The organism is Companilactobacillus allii (assembly GCF_001971585.1).
GTDB classification, from domain to species: domain Bacteria; phylum Bacillota; class Bacilli; order Lactobacillales; family Lactobacillaceae; genus Companilactobacillus; species Companilactobacillus allii.
On the sequence record NZ_CP019323.1, the window covers coordinates 1,655,844 to 1,671,993 of the forward strand.

The window sequence follows — 16,150 nt, forward strand, 5'->3', positions numbered from 1 at the left end:
TGTTATAAAATGTCGAAAGCGGGGAATTATGTTCTCAGTTTTCGATTTTTTTTTATTATTTAATATTATTTTTGAAATAACCTTGCCAATGCCGTAAAAATGTCGTATATTATACATATTGTGTTGGTAGTTAAGTGTAAGTATAAAAGTTCGTTATGAATGATATTCTTGAACTTTGCTTTTAAATACAAAATTAAATGCGCGAAGCGCGGAGGTTTCATTCATAATGGAAAACGGAACAGTTAAATGGTTTAATGCAGATAAGGGATTTGGTTTTATTACTCGTGAAGATGGTAGTGACGTATTTGTTCACTTTTCAGCTATCCAAGGCGACGGATTCAAGACATTAGACGAAGGTCAACACGTTACTTTTGATGTAGAAGATAGCGATCGTGGACCACAAGCAACAAACGTTACAAAAAACTAATTAAAGCTTTTTGAAGGACAGCCTCTACAGTAGGTTGTTCTTTTTTTGTACTTAAAACTTGTTATATAAATTATAACCATATAAACTTAATGAAAATAATTAATAAGAAGGCGATATACGATGTTTAAATTTCAAACAAAGTTAGGCTCATTAATAGGAACCATTGGTGGCAGTGTTTTAGAAGGTATATTTGTTTTTCGAGATAAAATTATTGGTTAACAAGTAGAGATTATAGAAACTAATAAAAGGGTGGAATTTACGTACGTAAGTAAATTCCACCCTTTTTTGTTGTGATACTTTGACAATATGTATGTAAACGCTTGCAAACGGATATACAGTACTATATTGTGAAGACAAGTACCAAATACTTAAAAAGAGGAGTGATTTTATGACTAAACCAATTCATGTAACATCGGAAATTGGCAAACTAGATGTTGTGTTATTGAAACGTCCATCAGAAGAAGTCGAGAATATAACACCGGATACAATGTCTCGATTATTATTCGACGATATTCCATATTTGCCAATAGCTCAAAAAGAACATGATAACTTTGCACAAATACTGCGTGATTCCGGTACAGAAGTACTTTATCTGGATGATTTGGTAGCTGAAGCAATTGAATCAGGTGATGTGAAATCTTCATTTCTTGATAAAATGTTGTCTGAATCAGGTTACGCTAAAGGTTGTGATCACGATGCTTTGAGGGAGTATTTAATAAACTTGGATACACAATCTATGGTTAAGAAACTAATGGTTGGTGTTCGTAAGAATGAAATAGACTTTACTCCGACTGATTTAGTTAGCGCTGCTGAGGATGCAGACTATCCATTTTTCCTAGATCCAATGCCTAATCTATATTTCACTAGAGATCCTGCAGCTGCCATTGGTGAAGGTATAAGTATCAACCACATGACTTATTCAGCTAGACAGCGTGAATCGATGTTTATGGAATTGATCATTGCCAAACATCCACGTTTCGCTGATAAAGGAGTACATGTATGGAGAGATAGGAATCATACAAAAAGGATTGAGGGTGGCGATGAATTAGTTCTAAACAACCACGTACTCGCCATAGGCGTTTCGCAAAGGACCTCTGCTACAGCAATTCAAGATATTGCACGCAATCTGTTTAAAGATACAAGCGGCTTTGACACAGTCCTTGCAATCTCTATTCCTCATAATCACGCGATGATGCATTTAGATACTGTATTTACCATGATTAATTATGATCAATTCACAGTTCATCCTGGTATCTTAGGAAAAGGTGGAAAAATTGATACTTGGATGATTCACCCGGGAAATGGTGATGAACTAGTAATCGAGCATGGTCATGATTTGAAGGATGCACTAAAAAAAGTCCTTGATCTTGATGACTTAGACCTAATTGCTACAGGTGGTGGAGATCCAATTGTTGCACCTAGAGAACAATGGAATGACGGGTCAAACACATTAGCGATTGCACCAGGTGTCGTTGTAACCTATGATAGGAACTACGTATCAAATGAAATATTAAGACAACATGGGATAAAGGTTATCGAAACCATTTCAAGCGAGTTATCTCGTGGTCGTGGAGGTCCACGTTGTATGAGTATGCCGTTGGTTCGTGAAGATATTTAATTTTTATAATAATAGGAGGAATTTAATTTGGATTATCAAGGTAAAGAAACATCAGTGTTTCAAGGTAGAAGTCTTTTAGCTGAAAAATATTTTACACCAGGAGAATTAGAATATTTAGTTGATTTTGGATTACATTTAAAGGCCTTAAAAAAGAAGGGCATTCCTCATCATTATCTTGAAGGAAAGAATATCGCCTTATTATTTGAAAAAACATCTACACGTACTCGTTCAGCATTTACAACTGCTGCAATTGATCTAGGTGCACATCCAGAATTTCTAGGTTCAAATGATATTCAGTTAGGTAAAAAGGAAAGTGTTGAAGATACTGCAAGAGTTCTTGGCAGTATGTTTGATGGTATTGAGTTTAGAGGATTTAGTCAAAAAGTCGTTGAGGATTTAGCAAAATTTTCAGGTGTTCCAGTTTGGAATGGTCTGACTGATGAATGGCATCCTACACAGATGATTGCTGATTTCATGACCATGAAAGAAACATTTGGCACGCTTAAAGGAAAGACCTTAACATTTGTTGGTGATGGACGTAATAACATGGCTAACAGTCTTTTGGTAACCGGTGCGATGCTTGGCGTTAATATTCATATAGTTACTCCAAAGGAATTGTTCACAGATGACTCTGTAGTTAAATTAGCTAAGGAATATGCAGAAAAATCCGGCAGTGAGCTTATGATAACTGATGATATTGATAAAGGTGTGAAAGGCTCAAACGTTATTTATACTGACGTTTGGGTATCAATGGGTGAAGAAGATCAGTGGGATGAAAGAATTAAACTTTTGACACCTTACAAAGTAACCATGGATATGATGGAAAAGACTGACATGCCAGATGGACAAGTTATTTTCATGCACTGTTTACCAGCATTTCATGATGTTACAACACAATATGGACAAAATATTTATAAGAAATATGGATTGACAGAAATGGAAGTTTCTGATGAAGTATTCAGAAGTAAATATGCACGTCAATTTGAAGAAGCTGAAAATAGAATGCATTCGATAAAAGCTATTATGGCAGCCACATTGGGCAATTTATTCATTCCCAAAGTTTAAAACTTATTAGAAAAGGATCAAAATGACAAAAGAACGTATCGTAGTTGCACTTGGTGGTAATGCAATTTTAAGTACAGATGCCAGTGCGAAAGCTCAACAAGAATCAGTACTAAAAACATGCGAGTCACTTATCGAGTTTATAAAGGATAATGATGAGCTCATTATTACCCATGGAAATGGTCCCCAAGTTGGGAATCTTTTGTTACAACAAGAGGCATCTGACAGCACTGCTAATCCAGCCATGCCACTAGATTCTTGTGGAGCAATGACACAAGGTAGTATTGGATATTGGCTTCAGAATGCCATGAATACAGTTTTAAAGGAAAATGGTTTGAAAAGACAAGTTGTTACCGTAGTCACTCAAACGATTGTAGAAGCTGATGATCCCGCCTTTAAAAGCCCATCTAAACCGATCGGTCCCTTTTATGCTAAGAAAGAGCTTTCGGAAATAAAAAATAAACACCCCAGGTGGGAATTTATTGAAGATTCTGGAAGAGGATATAGAAGAGTTGTACCATCACCAAAGCCAGTTGAAATAGTTGAATATCCGACAATCAAATCCATTACTGATGCTGGAATAATTCCTATTGTTGCTGGAGGCGGTGGTATTCCGGTTATTAAAGAGGGGAATAGGTTAATTGGTAAAGAGGCCGTTATTGATAAAGACTTTAGTGCATCAAAAATAGCTCAACTAGTAGATGCGGATAAATTAATAATCCTTACTTCTAAAGGTGGTATTTTTTATAATTTTGGCAAAGCAAATCAAAAAGAAATTTTTGATGTTTCAACTAAGGAAATACAAGCTCATTTGGATAAGGACGAATTTGCAAAAGGAAGCATGCGACCAAAAGTTCAAGCAGCGATGGATTTTGTAAATAATACTGGTAATGCTGCTGTAATAGGTGCTCTAGATGATGTTAAAGAAATCCTGTCTGGTGATAAAGGCACATTGATTCACAAATAAGTATTGTTATTGATAATTTTATGTGCTAACATAACTTGTGCAAAAGAAGGAATAATTAATCGTTAGATTTTAAGCGAGATCAGGGTTTGGTGAGAGCTGATCGAATCAAAGATTAAGTCGTAACCTTCTTACAATTAAATAAATTTAATAATGAGTGGATATTAATCAATTAGAGTGGTACCGCGGGAAATCTCGTCTCTTTCAATGAAGTAGTTTATTGAAAGAGGCGTTTTTTTCATCCGGAGGAGGAAAATATGGATTCAAAGAAGTTAATAGTAAGTACATTAATGAAAGTTTTACCTGACGAAATTACTGAAGAACAAATTGAAAAATTAATTGAAAAACCTAAGACATCTGATTTAGGTGATTATGCTTTCCCAACGTTTATCTTGGCAAAGTCATTACACAAAGCACCAAATATGATTGCGGAAGATTTAGTTGGACAAATTGATTCTACAGGATTTGAGAAAGTTGTTAATACTGGCGCATATATCAACTTCTTCTTGGATAAGGCTGAGTTTGCCAATGCAGTATTACATGACGTTTTAAGTAAAAATGATAAATATGGTAATCAAAACGAGGGTATGGGTGGAAATGTTCCCATCGATATGTCATCTCCTAATATTGCAAAGCCTATGTCAATGGGACATTTACGTTCAACTGTTATTGGTAATTCAATTGCTAAAATTGAAAGTAAATTAGGTTATCAACCAATTAAAATCAACCATTTGGGTGACTGGGGAACTCAATTCGGTAAGTTGATCGTTGGATATAAAATGTGGGGTTCAGAAGAAGAAGTTGAAGCTGATCCTATAAATAATTTATTGAAGTATTATGTGCGTTTCCATAAAGAAGCCGAAGAAAAGCCAGAGCTTGATGATCAAGCACGTGCTTGGTTCAAAAAGATGGAAGATGGAAATGAAGAAGCACTTAAATTATGGTCATGGTTCAAAGAATTATCATTAAAGGAATTCAATCGTATCTATGATCGTTTAGGAGTTAAGTTTGACCACTATACTGGTGAGTCATTTTATAACGATAAGATGGATGCAATCGTTGAGACTCTTGAAGAGAAGAATCTATTAGTTGAGAGTCGTGGTGCTGAAATCGTTGATTTATCCGAATATGATTTGTCACCTGCTTTAATTAAGAAGACTGATGGAGCAACACTTTACATCACTCGTGATCTTGCAGCCGCTAAGTATCGTAAGGATACATTTGACTTTGTTAAATCACTATACGTTGTTGGTAGTGAACAAAGTGAGCATTTTAAAAAGCTTAAGATTGTTTTGAAGAAGATGGGATACGATTGGTCAGATGATATCCATCATATCGAATTTGGTCTTATTACAACTGGCGGTAAGAAGCTTTCAACTCGTAAGGGACGTGTTATTTTATTGGAGAATGTCCTTCAAGATGCTGTTGAATTAGCTAAGAAACAAATTAATGAAAAGAACCCTAATTTGAAGAATAAAGATGCTGTTGCTGAATCTGTTGGTGTTGGAGCTGTTGTCTTCCATGATTTGAAGAATGAAAGACGAGACAGTTTTGACTTTAATCTAGAAGAAGTTGTTCGTTTTGAGGGTGAGACTGGTCCTTATGTTCAATATACTAATGCACGTGCATTGAGTATTTTAAGAAAAGCTGGCAACATTGATTTTTCTGAAAATGATGAATTATTAATTGATGATCCAAATGCTTGGGACACAATTAAGTTGTTACAAGAGTTCCCAGAAGTTATTGCCCGTGCCGGACGTATATATGAACCATCAGTTATTGCTAAATATTCATTGAAACTTGCTAAGAGCTTCAATCAATATTACGCACATAGCAAGATCCTTGCTGAAGATACTGGATTGAAAGCAAGATTATCTGTTGTTAAGGCAGTTTCCATTGTTTTACAAGAATCACTTAACTTATTAGGTGTTAAAGCACCAGAAGAAATGTAGGTTAGTATAACTTGAGTCGAAAACTATTTGTTGAATTATCTGAAATGAAAACTACAGTTCTCGATATTTTATGGTTTATTCTTGCAGTAAGCTATGCTTATTTGAAATTTAATACCTTCAATTTTATTAATGGAGTATTGGCGCTGATAGCGGTCTTGTTTATTCACTTAATAATTAATTTTCATAATAATTATATGGATTATCGCAATTCCAAAGATCTTGATTATCGTCAAAAAACAAGCACCATTGGTATTAATCGTGAGTCACTGGCAGTAGTTAAAAAATGGATGTACGGTTTGACCATTTTTCCATTATTAATAGGGGCATTTCTAGTTTATAGATCGAGTTGGTTAACGTTAGTGATTGGAGTCATTCTCGTTGGCATTGGTTTATTGTATTCTGGAGGTCCCAAGCCACTTAATTCAACAATGTTTGGAGAGATAGTGGTGGCTATTGCCATTTCCATTTTCGTTCCGTTGATCTATTCTTATTTGGGACTAATCGGGATTGGAAAATTTGATTCTAGTTCGGTAATTGATATCGTAATTATTTGTTTACCAAATACATTTGCAATATTTGCCGCACAGTTATGTAATAACATCTGTGATTTGGAATCTGATGTAAAAAATGGTCGTCATACGTTGGTATATCGTATAGGTAAAACCAATGCATTAAGTTTATTTAAAGCTAGTTGGGCCTTGACCTTCCTGTTAATTCCTATCTTAGCTTTGTTACAAGTAGTACCTTACATTACGCTGTTAGCGATACTACTTTATCCCTTTATTTGGGATAAGTTCCAACCATTTTTAAAGGAACAAGTTAAAACGCAAACTTATCCTTTGGTAATTAAAGCCGTAACATTACTAGTGACTGTATATATATTTTTAATTGCTGTCGGGGCTATTGAAAATATCTTAAGGTCATATTTGTAGGTTATGGTAATCAGAAAGATAGCCCTAAAGAATCACTCCTAAAACTTCTTTCTGAACAAAAAAAGAAGTCAGCTAATTTGTCGGGAATTGGCTGGCTTCTTTTTTATTTTCAGAAAAATAATAAAAGTAAAGAATCACTCCTAAAACTTCTTGTAAATATTGCTTACGTAAAATTATTTTGAATAAAGCTGACAAAAAAATCGGGTATGTCTGCTTCTGTAGTTTGTATATCTTCAGAAAACGGCTTTACAAAAATAAGTTTATAAGCGAACAATAATAGATTACCATGTTTTCCCTCAGGATTATATAGGTTATCGTTAACTATTGGCCAATTATTAGCAGATAAGTGAACTCTTAATTGATGTGTTCTACCAGTTAGAAGATTCAGTCGCAATAAGGCATAATTATTGTTTTGTTTTATGACTTTATATTTGGTGATGGCGTCTTGACCATCTTTACTTACTATACGTTTTCTTTTATCATTTGGATCTAAGCCGATTGGCAAGTCTATAGTTCCAGAATCATTTATTGGTGCATTCAATTTTACAATTGCCAGATACTCTCGGCGAAGAGTTTTTGAACTAAGTTGACGGTCAAAAATAGGGACAAGGTAAGGTGTTTTGGATATTAGGACCAACCCACTGGTGTTCATATCTATTCTATGAACCATGAATGGATGACTCTGTGGAGCTAAATATGATTCCACATCGTTCATTAACGAATTATTTTCAGTTGGTAAATTGGGATGTGTTTTTATACCAGCTTTTTTATTAACGATAATTACATCAGAATCTTCGTAACAGATATTTATTTTGTTTTTACCAGGTAGATATGTCTGATTTTTGGATCGTGGCGGAAAGTCAAAATTCAGAGTGATTATGTCATCGTTTTTAATTATAGTATTAAATGGTAGATATTTTCCGTTTATATAAATGTCTCTTTGAATACGAAAAAAATGTTGCCATTTTTTGGGAATTAACCACTTTTGCAATAATTCTCGAATATTAATATCGATTCCATTATTGCCATGATACTTGATTTTCCGGCTATACATTGATTGAATTCTCCTTAAAAGATTTTTAGTATTTTAAAAACACCATCATAATGTGATAAAATTTGTTCTTATAGCAGAGGTATTAACAATGAATAATAATAATGGTTTTTGGGGTTGGTTAAAACCAAAATTACAAATTGTATGGCATTTTGTAAGGAAGTATTGGAGAAGATTCCAATTAACTCGTTGGTTAATTTTACTATTCCTAACGCTAGTACTAGTTTTGAGTGTGATTTGGACGTATGACGCCAAGACAGCTAACGTTGAAGATTTGAAATCATCATTACAGACTAAGACAACAGTCTACGATAAGGATAATGATGATGCTGGTGAGTTATATGCTAGCAAGGGAACGTATGTGAGTTTAGATAAGATTTCTAAGAATATTCAAAATGCAGTTATTTCTACTGAGGATAGAACATTTTGGACTAATCCTGGATTTAGTATTAAAGGATACGCTAGAGCTATTTTGGGTATTTTAATTTATCATCGTATTACCGGAGGTGGTAGTACTTTAACACAACAATTGGCTAAAAATTCATTGTTGACTCAAAAGCAAACTCTTTCTCGTAAGGGTGAGGAATTATTTTTGTCAATTGAGATCAATCGTGTGTATTCTAAGAAGAATATTTTGGCCATGTATCTTAATAACGCCTATTTTGGTAATGGTGTGTGGGGAGTACAAGATGCCTCCGAAAAATACTTTGGTAAAAGTGCCAGTGAATTAAATGCTGGTGAAGCGGCTGTTTTGGCAGGTACATTAAAAGGTTCAACGATGTATAATCCAATAGATAATATGACAAATTCCAAATCTCGTCGAAACTTGGTTCTTGATTTGATGGTTGAAAACAATAAGCTTACTTCATCTCAAGCCACTTATTATAAAAATCAGCCAATAACTTTGAATGATAACTATAATAATAGTAATTCATATAAATATCCTTATTTCTTTGATGCAGTAATCGCTGAAGCAGTTGATAAATATGGCATTAGTGAAGATGATATTTTGAATAAGGGATATAAAATCTATACGACATTGGATCAAAGTATTCAAAAATCCATGGAGAATTCATTTGATAACAGTTATCTATTCCCAGCTAATGCAACGGATGGTACCAAGGTTCAAGGTGCCTCAGTTGCAGTTAATCCAACAAATGGTGGAGTGTTGGGAGTTGTCGGTGGACGTGGTGATCACACGTTTAGAGGTTTCAATCGTGCGACCCAAATGAAGCGTCAACCAGGATCAACTATTAAGCCATTGGCCGTTTATACTCCGGCTATTGAAAATGGTTATAGTTATGATTCACAACTACCAGATCAAGTTACAAGTTTTGGTAAAAATAAATATACACCAACTAATGCTGATGGATTATATCAAGATGAGATTCCGATGTATAAGGCCTTGGCACAAAGTGAGAATGTACCAGCGGTCGCATTATTGGATAAGATCGGCGTTAAAAAGGGTGTTTCGTCAGTCGAAAACTTTGGAATTAAGGTCCACAAGAATGATCAGAATTTAGCATTAGCTCTGGGTGGATTGGAAACAGGTGTCTCACCATTGCAGATGGCAAGAGCCTATACAGCCTTTGCTAACGAAGGTAAATTGTCCGAAACTCACTTCATAAGAAAGATTGTTGATTCAACAGGGACAGTTATTGTTGATAATACAGACAATTCAACTAAACAAATTATTAGTAAGGATACTGCTAAAGAGATGACAAGTATGATGCTTGGTGTCTATAACGAAGGTACTGGTAAAACTGCCAAGCCGACTGGTTATAAGATTGCTGGTAAAACAGGTAGTACCGAAGTACCTAGTTCATATGGTTATGCAGGGACCAAGGATCAATGGATGATAGGCTATACACCAGATATTGTCGTGGCCAGTTGGATCGGGTTTGATCAAACTGATAAAGATCACTTCTTATACGGAGTCAGTGAGACTGGAGTAGCTTCGTTGTTTAAGTCTGAAATGACAAATGTTTTGCCATATACAGACCAAACTAGTTTTGGAGTGAAAGATGCTGCAACCATTGCCAGTGAAGATAGTGATAGCGATAATAATGATGATAACAATGACATCGTTAAATCTTTCCAAGATGGAGTAAATAACGTTAAAGACAAAGCCTCGGAATGGTATAATGATGTTAAGAACTTTTTTGGTCAATAGGAGGACTGTATGAATATTTATGATGGCGCCAATCAATTGGAACAAGATTTGAGAAATACTCAAGAGGTGGCAGATCTCAAACTTGCGTTTGAAGCTGTTAAAGCTAATGAATTGGCTTACAAACTTTTTGACAAGGTTCAAAATAAACAATTTGAACTTCAACAAAAACAAATGCAAAGTCAAGAAATTACTGATGACGATATCGAATCAATGCGTCAATTGACAGATCAACTTCAAAACTATAGCGAAATCAAAAACTTGATGGACAAAGAACAAAAAATGAATTCTATGATGGAAGAATTGAACAAAATCATTTCTAAACCAATCGCAGAAATCTATCAAGATAAATAGAATATAGGTATTAAAAAGAAGCTGAGACGCGTAATTGGTCCCAGCTTTTTTCTTGTAAAGAACTTGTAAAGGAGATAATTATGAAATTCATACATGCCGCCGACCTACATTTAGATACACCTTTTATTAGTATTAATAACTTTTCAGAAAAACTACAGAGTCAATTAAAAAAATCCACTTATACTGCTGCTGATAAGGTTTTTGAAACTGCAATTAAAGAGCAGGTTGATTTTATTATTTTGGCTGGGGATGTATTTGATAATACTGAGCGTAGTTTAAACGCACAGATGTATCTGAAAAATAAGTTTGATGAGCTAAATAAATATAATATTAAAGTATATATGATATATGGTAATCATGATTATTATAGGAATGCCTTTTCAGTGATAGACTTTCCAAACAATGTAACTGTATTTAGCGATGAAATAACTACTGAAAAATTGATCACTAAGGATGGATTAAGTGTGGGAATAACTGGATTTAGTTATTATCGCAACCATGTTACTGATGATATGGTTAGTAATTATCCAACACGTAGTACATTTGATTACCAAATTGGAATTTTGCATGCTGGAATTGGTGACAATAATTATGCTCCCTTTACGGTAAATGAGTTATTAACTAAAGGATATAACTATTGGGCCTTGGGACATATTCATAAGCGTGAGATTCTTAATAGAGATCCTTATGTGGTTTATCCAGGGGACACGCAAGGTCGTAATCAAAATGAACTGGGTGAAAAAGGCTTCTATTTAATAAATGTTGAGGGAAATGTTTCCAAATTAACATTTGTGCCTAGTTCAGTATATATATGGAAAAATGCAGAGATTAATGCTTCAGAGAATAGTACGCTAAATGATCTGACTGACAAGATATCTGATTTGTTGTCAGAAAATAGTCTGCTGACCTTGAACATTACAAATGCGCAACGTCTGAATGAAGAAGTAATTAAGTCTATTGACCGTGGTGATGTTTTGAACCAATTTGCAAAGACTAGTAATTCAGCAATATTGTATAAAATATATTTGAAGTTTAGTCGTAATCAGGAACATACTAAAATTGATCAGAAATACTGGGATGATAGTGCAAGCGATATTTTTGATTTAGACGATATTAAGGATATGGATAATAAGCTTTATAGTGAAGACATTATTCGTGATCATATAAACGATCCTGGCTTTTTAGACCATATTAAAGAAATGACAAAAAATAATATTAATAAAAAATATATTGGAGACTAATCGTGAAATTAACTAAAGTTAAAGTTTACGGTTTCGGAAAATGGGTCGATAAAGAATTTGATTTTAATTCAGATTATCAAGTTATATTTGGACCTAACGAGGCTGGCAAAACAACTTTGTTGACCTTTATCAAAAGTGTTTTATTTGGATTTGCATCAGCGCGTGGGGATGATAAATATCAACAATATAAACCAAGAAAATCAAATAGTTATGGTGGAGAACTTATATTCACTGATACAGATGGAACGATTTGGACAATAAGACGTGTAGACGGACAATTTGGTGGGGAACTAACTTTGTTTAGAGATGATCAACAAGTTCCTGAAACTCTGTTAGCAGATAAGATAACTGGTGGGTTTACAAAAGAAGATTTTGAGAATACACATGTCCTAGATGCTAACAATATCTTGTCCATTTATAAATTAAACGAAGAACAATTGGAAACCGAGATTCTCACCGTAGGAACAGTTGGAAGTAAAGAATGGCTACTTAGTGCTGAGGGGTTTGAAAAGCTTGCTAATGGCATCTATAAGCCACGTGGACGTAAACAAGAACTCTCAGTGCAACTAGAACTTCACAAAAAGCTGATTTCTCAGAAATCAGAGTTCAAAAATCAACAACTTGCTTATCAACAGGTTACTAATGAACTTAATACGACCGAAGAAGAATTCAGTGAAAATAATCAAGAATATCAAGAAGCACAAAAAAAATCAGCCAGTCTACAAAATTTGTCGAGTAAATGGCCAAAGTATCTTGAATATTTAGATTTAATAAGACGTGGTAATGAAGTTGAAAATCCAATTTCGAATCAAGATTGGGAACAAGTTATAAAGATTAATCAACAACTTGCCATATTAAGTCAAAATAATTATTCAACTGGGAAAAATCAATTAAGCGACAGTGAAAATAGAATCCTTGAAAGTTATCAGAATAATAAAAATGATTTGGATTATTTGAGTGCTAAAAAGAATAGTATTCGTGATCTTCAGTATCAAAAGCAGAATTCAAATGAACAATTAAAGAATAATGATTCCCAAATTGACAACTTAATAGCTACACATACAGACTATAAAGAAACGATGAAAATCTTAACAGATGAACAGCTCAAACAATTAGATGAAAATCATGATACTAAGAAAAAATCAAACAGTAATATATTCGTGATAGTACTGATTGTTATTGGTCTAATATTATTTATCGCATCAGGATTTTTGAGATTTGTAGGTATTGTTATTGGACTAGTTGGATTAGGTCTTGGATATTATCAAAGAAAAGTAGCAAGTGACAGTATATCTACTAATGAATTGTCCTTTTTAAGTGAAAAGGGTTATCAAGGCATGACCATAGATCAAGTGAAAGAATTGCAGCCGATTATTTTACAGCTTTATAGTTTGCGTAATAAACAAAACGCAATTGAAAATACTTTGAATAATATTCAACTAGAATTAGATAAGTGGAAACAATACTTGAACGATTTTGGTTTATTGGAAAATGGCAGTACAGACTATGCACAATCGGTTGATGATTATTTTAGTCGACTGCAAAGAATTAAGACCAAGTCGGATATGATCACCAAGAGTAATTCGGATTTGTTGGCGTCACAAAAATCTAACCAAGAAAAAATTTCTGATTTAAATGATCAATTGGATTCGATTTGTATGAATTATTCGACTGCTTCATTTGAGCAATTAGAAGATCTTCATACAAAACAACTTGCTAGACAAACTACATCTAATTTAGTTGATCAGCATAAGGCGATTATTGGTGATGACATGGATGTATTACAAAAGTTCACAGATTCAAACGACTTGAATCAACAATTGTTAAAATCAAAACAAGAGTTAAGTGATTTGGAAGAGGTAAACAATAGGCTAAACAGACAGGTTGGCTCCATCAAGAATCAACGTGAGCAGATTTTTAATGATGATGAATATCAGAACTTAATTAGTGAATTAAGTCAAAACGAAGCCAATATAATAGAACTATACGATGAATGGCTGGCAGATAAATTGTCCAGCAAGTGGATTCATCGTATGCTCAATATTGCTAGTGAGAATCGATATCCCAAAATGTTAAAGCGAGCAAGTCAGTATTTTTGCTTATTGACTGATGATAATTATGTAGATATAAAATTCAACGTTGATAATAAAAAAACCTTGAAAGTTATAAGACGTGATAAAACGAAATTTGATGTACATGAATTATCAAGAGCAACTACCGTTCAATTGTATATATCATTGAGATTGGCATTTGTCACAGAAATATCTAATTTAATAAATTTACCAATATTAATTGACGATGCCTTCGTAGACTTTGATAAAATTAGGACTAGTAAGATGTTTGAGCTAGTTAAAGAGGTGTCTAAAGTAAACCAAATTATCTATGTAACGGCCAATATGGTGCCTGATGTAGCAAGTGATCATGTAACTAATATAAAAAGGGGTAACTAATGAAAAGAATTATTGATTATAAGAATGGCGAAACTATGAGTTTAGAAGCAATTATTAAGAAGTCTGACTTTCGTTTAGCTAAAAATGGCAAAAACTTTTTATCACTAGTATTTGAGGATAAATCTGGGCAGATTCCTGGTAAGTATTGGGATGCTAACGACGAAAATGCGAAGACATTTAAAGTGGGGACTGTTGTTCAACTAGATGGTAAAAGGGATATATACCAGGGTAAGCCACAAGTAATTATCAACCATTTGGGAGCTCTTGAAGCTGATACAGTTGATATGTCTCAATTTGTTCAAACGGCTCCAATTAAAAAGGCTGACATGGAAAATGACTTTGAGGATATTTTCTTGGAGATAACTAATGGTGCTTGGAACAGAATCGTTAGATATTTATTTAAAAAATATCATGATGAATTCTTTACTAGTGCTGCCGCCAAAAGTAATCATCACGACTTTCAAGGTGGACTTGCATACCATACTTTAAGCATGGTTCGTCAAGCTGAAAATATTGCGGATCAGTATAAGCAGATTGATCGTGCATTATTGATTGCTGGAGCTTGTTTACATGATTTGGGTAAGACTATTGAATTATCAGGTAATCTTGATATTGAGTATACCTTTGAGGGTAATATGTTAGGACACATTACAATTGTCGATGAAGAGATAGTTAAAGCCGCACAAGAAATGGATATAAGTCTTGAGTCTGAAGATATGATTTTACTTAGACATATGATCTTGTCGCATCATGGTTTATTGGAATATGGATCACCAGAACGTCCTAAGTTATTGGAAGCTGAAGTATTGCATAATATTGATGAGATGGATGCAAGTATTAATATGATCACTAAAGCCCTAGATAAAACTGAGAATGGTAGTTTTTCAGAGCGTATTTTTGGATTAGATAACCGTTCATTTTATAAACATTCATAATGATGGTACAAAAAAAGAGATCGATTTTTAAAATCGGTCTCTTTTTATTTAACTATTTTTAATTATTTAGAAGAGCTTGATGATGAAACATATCCTGAAAGAACATCTTTCAAATCACTATCCTTGATAGATACATCAGCTTTCTTCAATACCTTAGAAATAACCTTTTGCATTACAGTTGAATCTTGCATCCAGCTAGCATAAATCTTAGATTTAAGTTCTGCTGTGTGATCGCTCATCTTACCCTTGGCAGTCTTCTTGTCAAGTTTGATGATGCTGTAACCATAACTAGTTTTAACAGGTGTTGATGTATAATCGCCAACGTTATCTAGTTTATATGCGGCTGTCTTAAAGTCTGAGTCAACGCTTGTACTGTCGTTATCAAAGGCGTCCATCTTACCACCATTGTTCTTTGTGGCTGAGTCTGTTGAATACTTCTTAGCAAGTTTGCTGAAGCTTTCACCATTTTGTAGCTTTTCGATAACTGTAGTAGCAGTAGCTTTCTTAGCAACTAAGATTTGTGAAACGGTAATCTTAGGTTGGTAAGATTTCCATTCTTTCTTAAGTTGGGCATTTGTAACTGTCTTATTCTTCTTTAAAGCGACTTCTGTTAGAAGATTTGTACGAATATTCTTCTTGAATTGAGCAGTAGTCATACCGTTTTGTGAAAGAATAGAACTGAATGAAGAACCATATTGGCTCTTGTACTTGTTATATTCCTTAGTTACTTGCTTAGTTGAGACCTTTTTACCATATTGATCTTCTAGAGCTTTGGTAATGATCATTGTTTGAAGTGTTTGTTTACCTGACGAAGAACTCTTCATTTCCTTGTAGTATTGTTCTTGGGTAATTCTTCCACCCTTTAGTGTAGCAACTGTCTTATTACCTGAACATCCAGCAACAACTGTTACCATCAATAGGCCGGCTAAAGCTAGGACCCATTTTGTCAAACGTTTGTTCATCCTTTACACATCCTTATTTAATATGTCTTCAA

13 protein-coding genes are annotated in these 16,150 nt (G+C 34.0%); 11 read left to right on the plus strand and 2 right to left on the minus strand.

What is annotated here, in order from left to right; all coding sequences use genetic code 11:
• Window positions 1-226 precede the first annotated feature (226 nt).
• The 6 genes from BTM29_RS08070 (at window position 227) to BTM29_RS08095 (ending at window position 6,955) form a co-directional block, all read left to right on the plus strand.
• Window positions 227-427, plus strand: a complete 201-nt coding sequence (locus BTM29_RS08070) for a cold-shock protein (RefSeq protein WP_025024889.1) — start codon at window positions 227-229, stop codon at window positions 425-427.
• A 388-nt stretch (window positions 428-815) separates the two neighbouring features.
• Window positions 816-2,045 carry an arginine deiminase gene (gene arcA, locus BTM29_RS08075; protein ID WP_076615889.1) on the plus strand — a complete coding sequence of 410 codons (1,230 nt, stop codon included), beginning with the start codon at window positions 816-818 and terminating at the stop codon, window positions 2,043-2,045.
• 27 nt (window positions 2,046-2,072) lie between these two features.
• Entirely contained in the window at window positions 2,073-3,110 is a 1,038-nt protein-coding gene (gene argF / locus BTM29_RS08080; protein WP_076615892.1) for an ornithine carbamoyltransferase, read from the plus strand.
• Window positions 3,111-3,132: 22 nt separating this feature from the next.
• Complete coding sequence (arcC, locus tag BTM29_RS08085) at window positions 3,133-4,074, plus strand: carbamate kinase (protein ID WP_076615895.1); 942 nt, start codon at window positions 3,133-3,135, stop codon at window positions 4,072-4,074.
• Between the two features lie 254 nt (window positions 4,075-4,328).
• Window positions 4,329-6,023, plus strand: coding sequence for an arginine--tRNA ligase (gene argS, locus BTM29_RS08090; RefSeq protein ID WP_076615898.1), 1,695 nt, complete (start codon window positions 4,329-4,331; stop codon window positions 6,021-6,023).
• 44 nt (window positions 6,024-6,067) lie between these two features.
• Window positions 6,068-6,955 (plus strand): prenyltransferase, encoded by an 888-nt coding sequence (locus tag BTM29_RS08095; RefSeq protein ID WP_125673038.1) that lies wholly within the window; start codon window positions 6,068-6,070, stop codon window positions 6,953-6,955.
• 163 nt (window positions 6,956-7,118) lie between these two features.
• Here the strand turns inward: BTM29_RS08095 and BTM29_RS08100 are convergent, their stop codons facing one another.
• The gene (locus BTM29_RS08100) at window positions 7,119-8,009 is read right to left on the minus strand and encodes an RluA family pseudouridine synthase (protein WP_076615904.1); all 891 of its coding nucleotides are present in this window, start codon (window positions 8,007-8,009) and stop codon (window positions 7,119-7,121) included.
• A gap of 88 nt (window positions 8,010-8,097) precedes the next feature.
• Here BTM29_RS08100 and BTM29_RS08105 point away from each other — a divergent pair, with 88 nt between their 5' ends.
• The 5 genes from BTM29_RS08105 to BTM29_RS08125 all read left to right on the plus strand — a co-directional run bounded on the left by BTM29_RS08105 (window position 8,098) and on the right by BTM29_RS08125 (window position 15,156).
• On the plus strand, window positions 8,098-10,179 hold the full coding sequence (locus BTM29_RS08105) for a PBP1A family penicillin-binding protein (RefSeq protein ID WP_076615907.1): 2,082 nt from the start codon (window positions 8,098-8,100) through the stop codon (window positions 10,177-10,179).
• Window positions 10,180-10,188: 9 nt separating this feature from the next.
• On the plus strand, window positions 10,189-10,530 hold the full coding sequence (locus tag BTM29_RS08110) for a YlbF family regulator (protein ID WP_076615910.1): 342 nt from the start codon (window positions 10,189-10,191) through the stop codon (window positions 10,528-10,530).
• 80 nt (window positions 10,531-10,610) lie between these two features.
• Complete coding sequence (locus BTM29_RS08115) at window positions 10,611-11,771, plus strand: metallophosphoesterase family protein (RefSeq protein ID WP_076615913.1); 1,161 nt, start codon at window positions 10,611-10,613, stop codon at window positions 11,769-11,771.
• Window positions 11,772-11,773: 2 nt separating this feature from the next.
• The gene (locus BTM29_RS08120) at window positions 11,774-14,221 is read left to right on the plus strand and encodes an ATP-binding protein (RefSeq protein ID WP_076615916.1); all 2,448 of its coding nucleotides are present in this window, start codon (window positions 11,774-11,776) and stop codon (window positions 14,219-14,221) included.
• Entirely contained in the window at window positions 14,221-15,156 is a 936-nt protein-coding gene (locus BTM29_RS08125) for a 3'-5' exoribonuclease YhaM family protein (RefSeq protein ID WP_076615918.1), read from the plus strand. The genes BTM29_RS08120 and BTM29_RS08125 overlap by 1 nt, the downstream gene beginning before the upstream one ends.
• Before the next feature lie 62 nt (window positions 15,157-15,218).
• On the opposite strand, the gene BTM29_RS08130 is transcribed toward BTM29_RS08125, so the two are convergent.
• Window positions 15,219-16,106: a peptidylprolyl isomerase PrsA gene (locus tag BTM29_RS08130; protein WP_076618835.1), complete on the minus strand. Its 888-nt coding sequence runs from the start codon at window positions 16,104-16,106 to the stop codon at window positions 15,219-15,221.
• Window positions 16,107-16,150 lie beyond the last annotated feature (44 nt).

Coding starts and splice junctions, on each gene's coding strand:
- BTM29_RS08110 (WP_076615910.1), top strand. CDS start 10,189: ATGAATATTTATGATGGCGCCAATCAATTGGAACAAGATTTGAGAAAT.
- BTM29_RS08095 (WP_125673038.1), top strand. CDS start 6,068: ATGAAAACTACAGTTCTCGATATTTTATGGTTTATTCTTGCAGTAAGC.
- BTM29_RS08125 (WP_076615918.1), top strand. CDS start 14,221: ATGAAAAGAATTATTGATTATAAGAATGGCGAAACTATGAGTTTAGAA.
- BTM29_RS08115 (WP_076615913.1), top strand. CDS start 10,611: ATGAAATTCATACATGCCGCCGACCTACATTTAGATACACCTTTTATT.
- argS (WP_076615898.1), top strand. CDS start 4,329: ATGGATTCAAAGAAGTTAATAGTAAGTACATTAATGAAAGTTTTACCT.
- arcC (WP_076615895.1), top strand. CDS start 3,133: ATGACAAAAGAACGTATCGTAGTTGCACTTGGTGGTAATGCAATTTTA.
- BTM29_RS08100 (WP_076615904.1), bottom strand. CDS start 8,009: ATGTATAGCCGGAAAATCAAGTATCATGGCAATAATGGAATCGATATT.
- BTM29_RS08105 (WP_076615907.1), top strand. CDS start 8,098: ATGAATAATAATAATGGTTTTTGGGGTTGGTTAAAACCAAAATTACAA.
- arcA (WP_076615889.1), top strand. CDS start 816: ATGACTAAACCAATTCATGTAACATCGGAAATTGGCAAACTAGATGTT.
- BTM29_RS08070 (WP_025024889.1), top strand. CDS start 227: ATGGAAAACGGAACAGTTAAATGGTTTAATGCAGATAAGGGATTTGGT.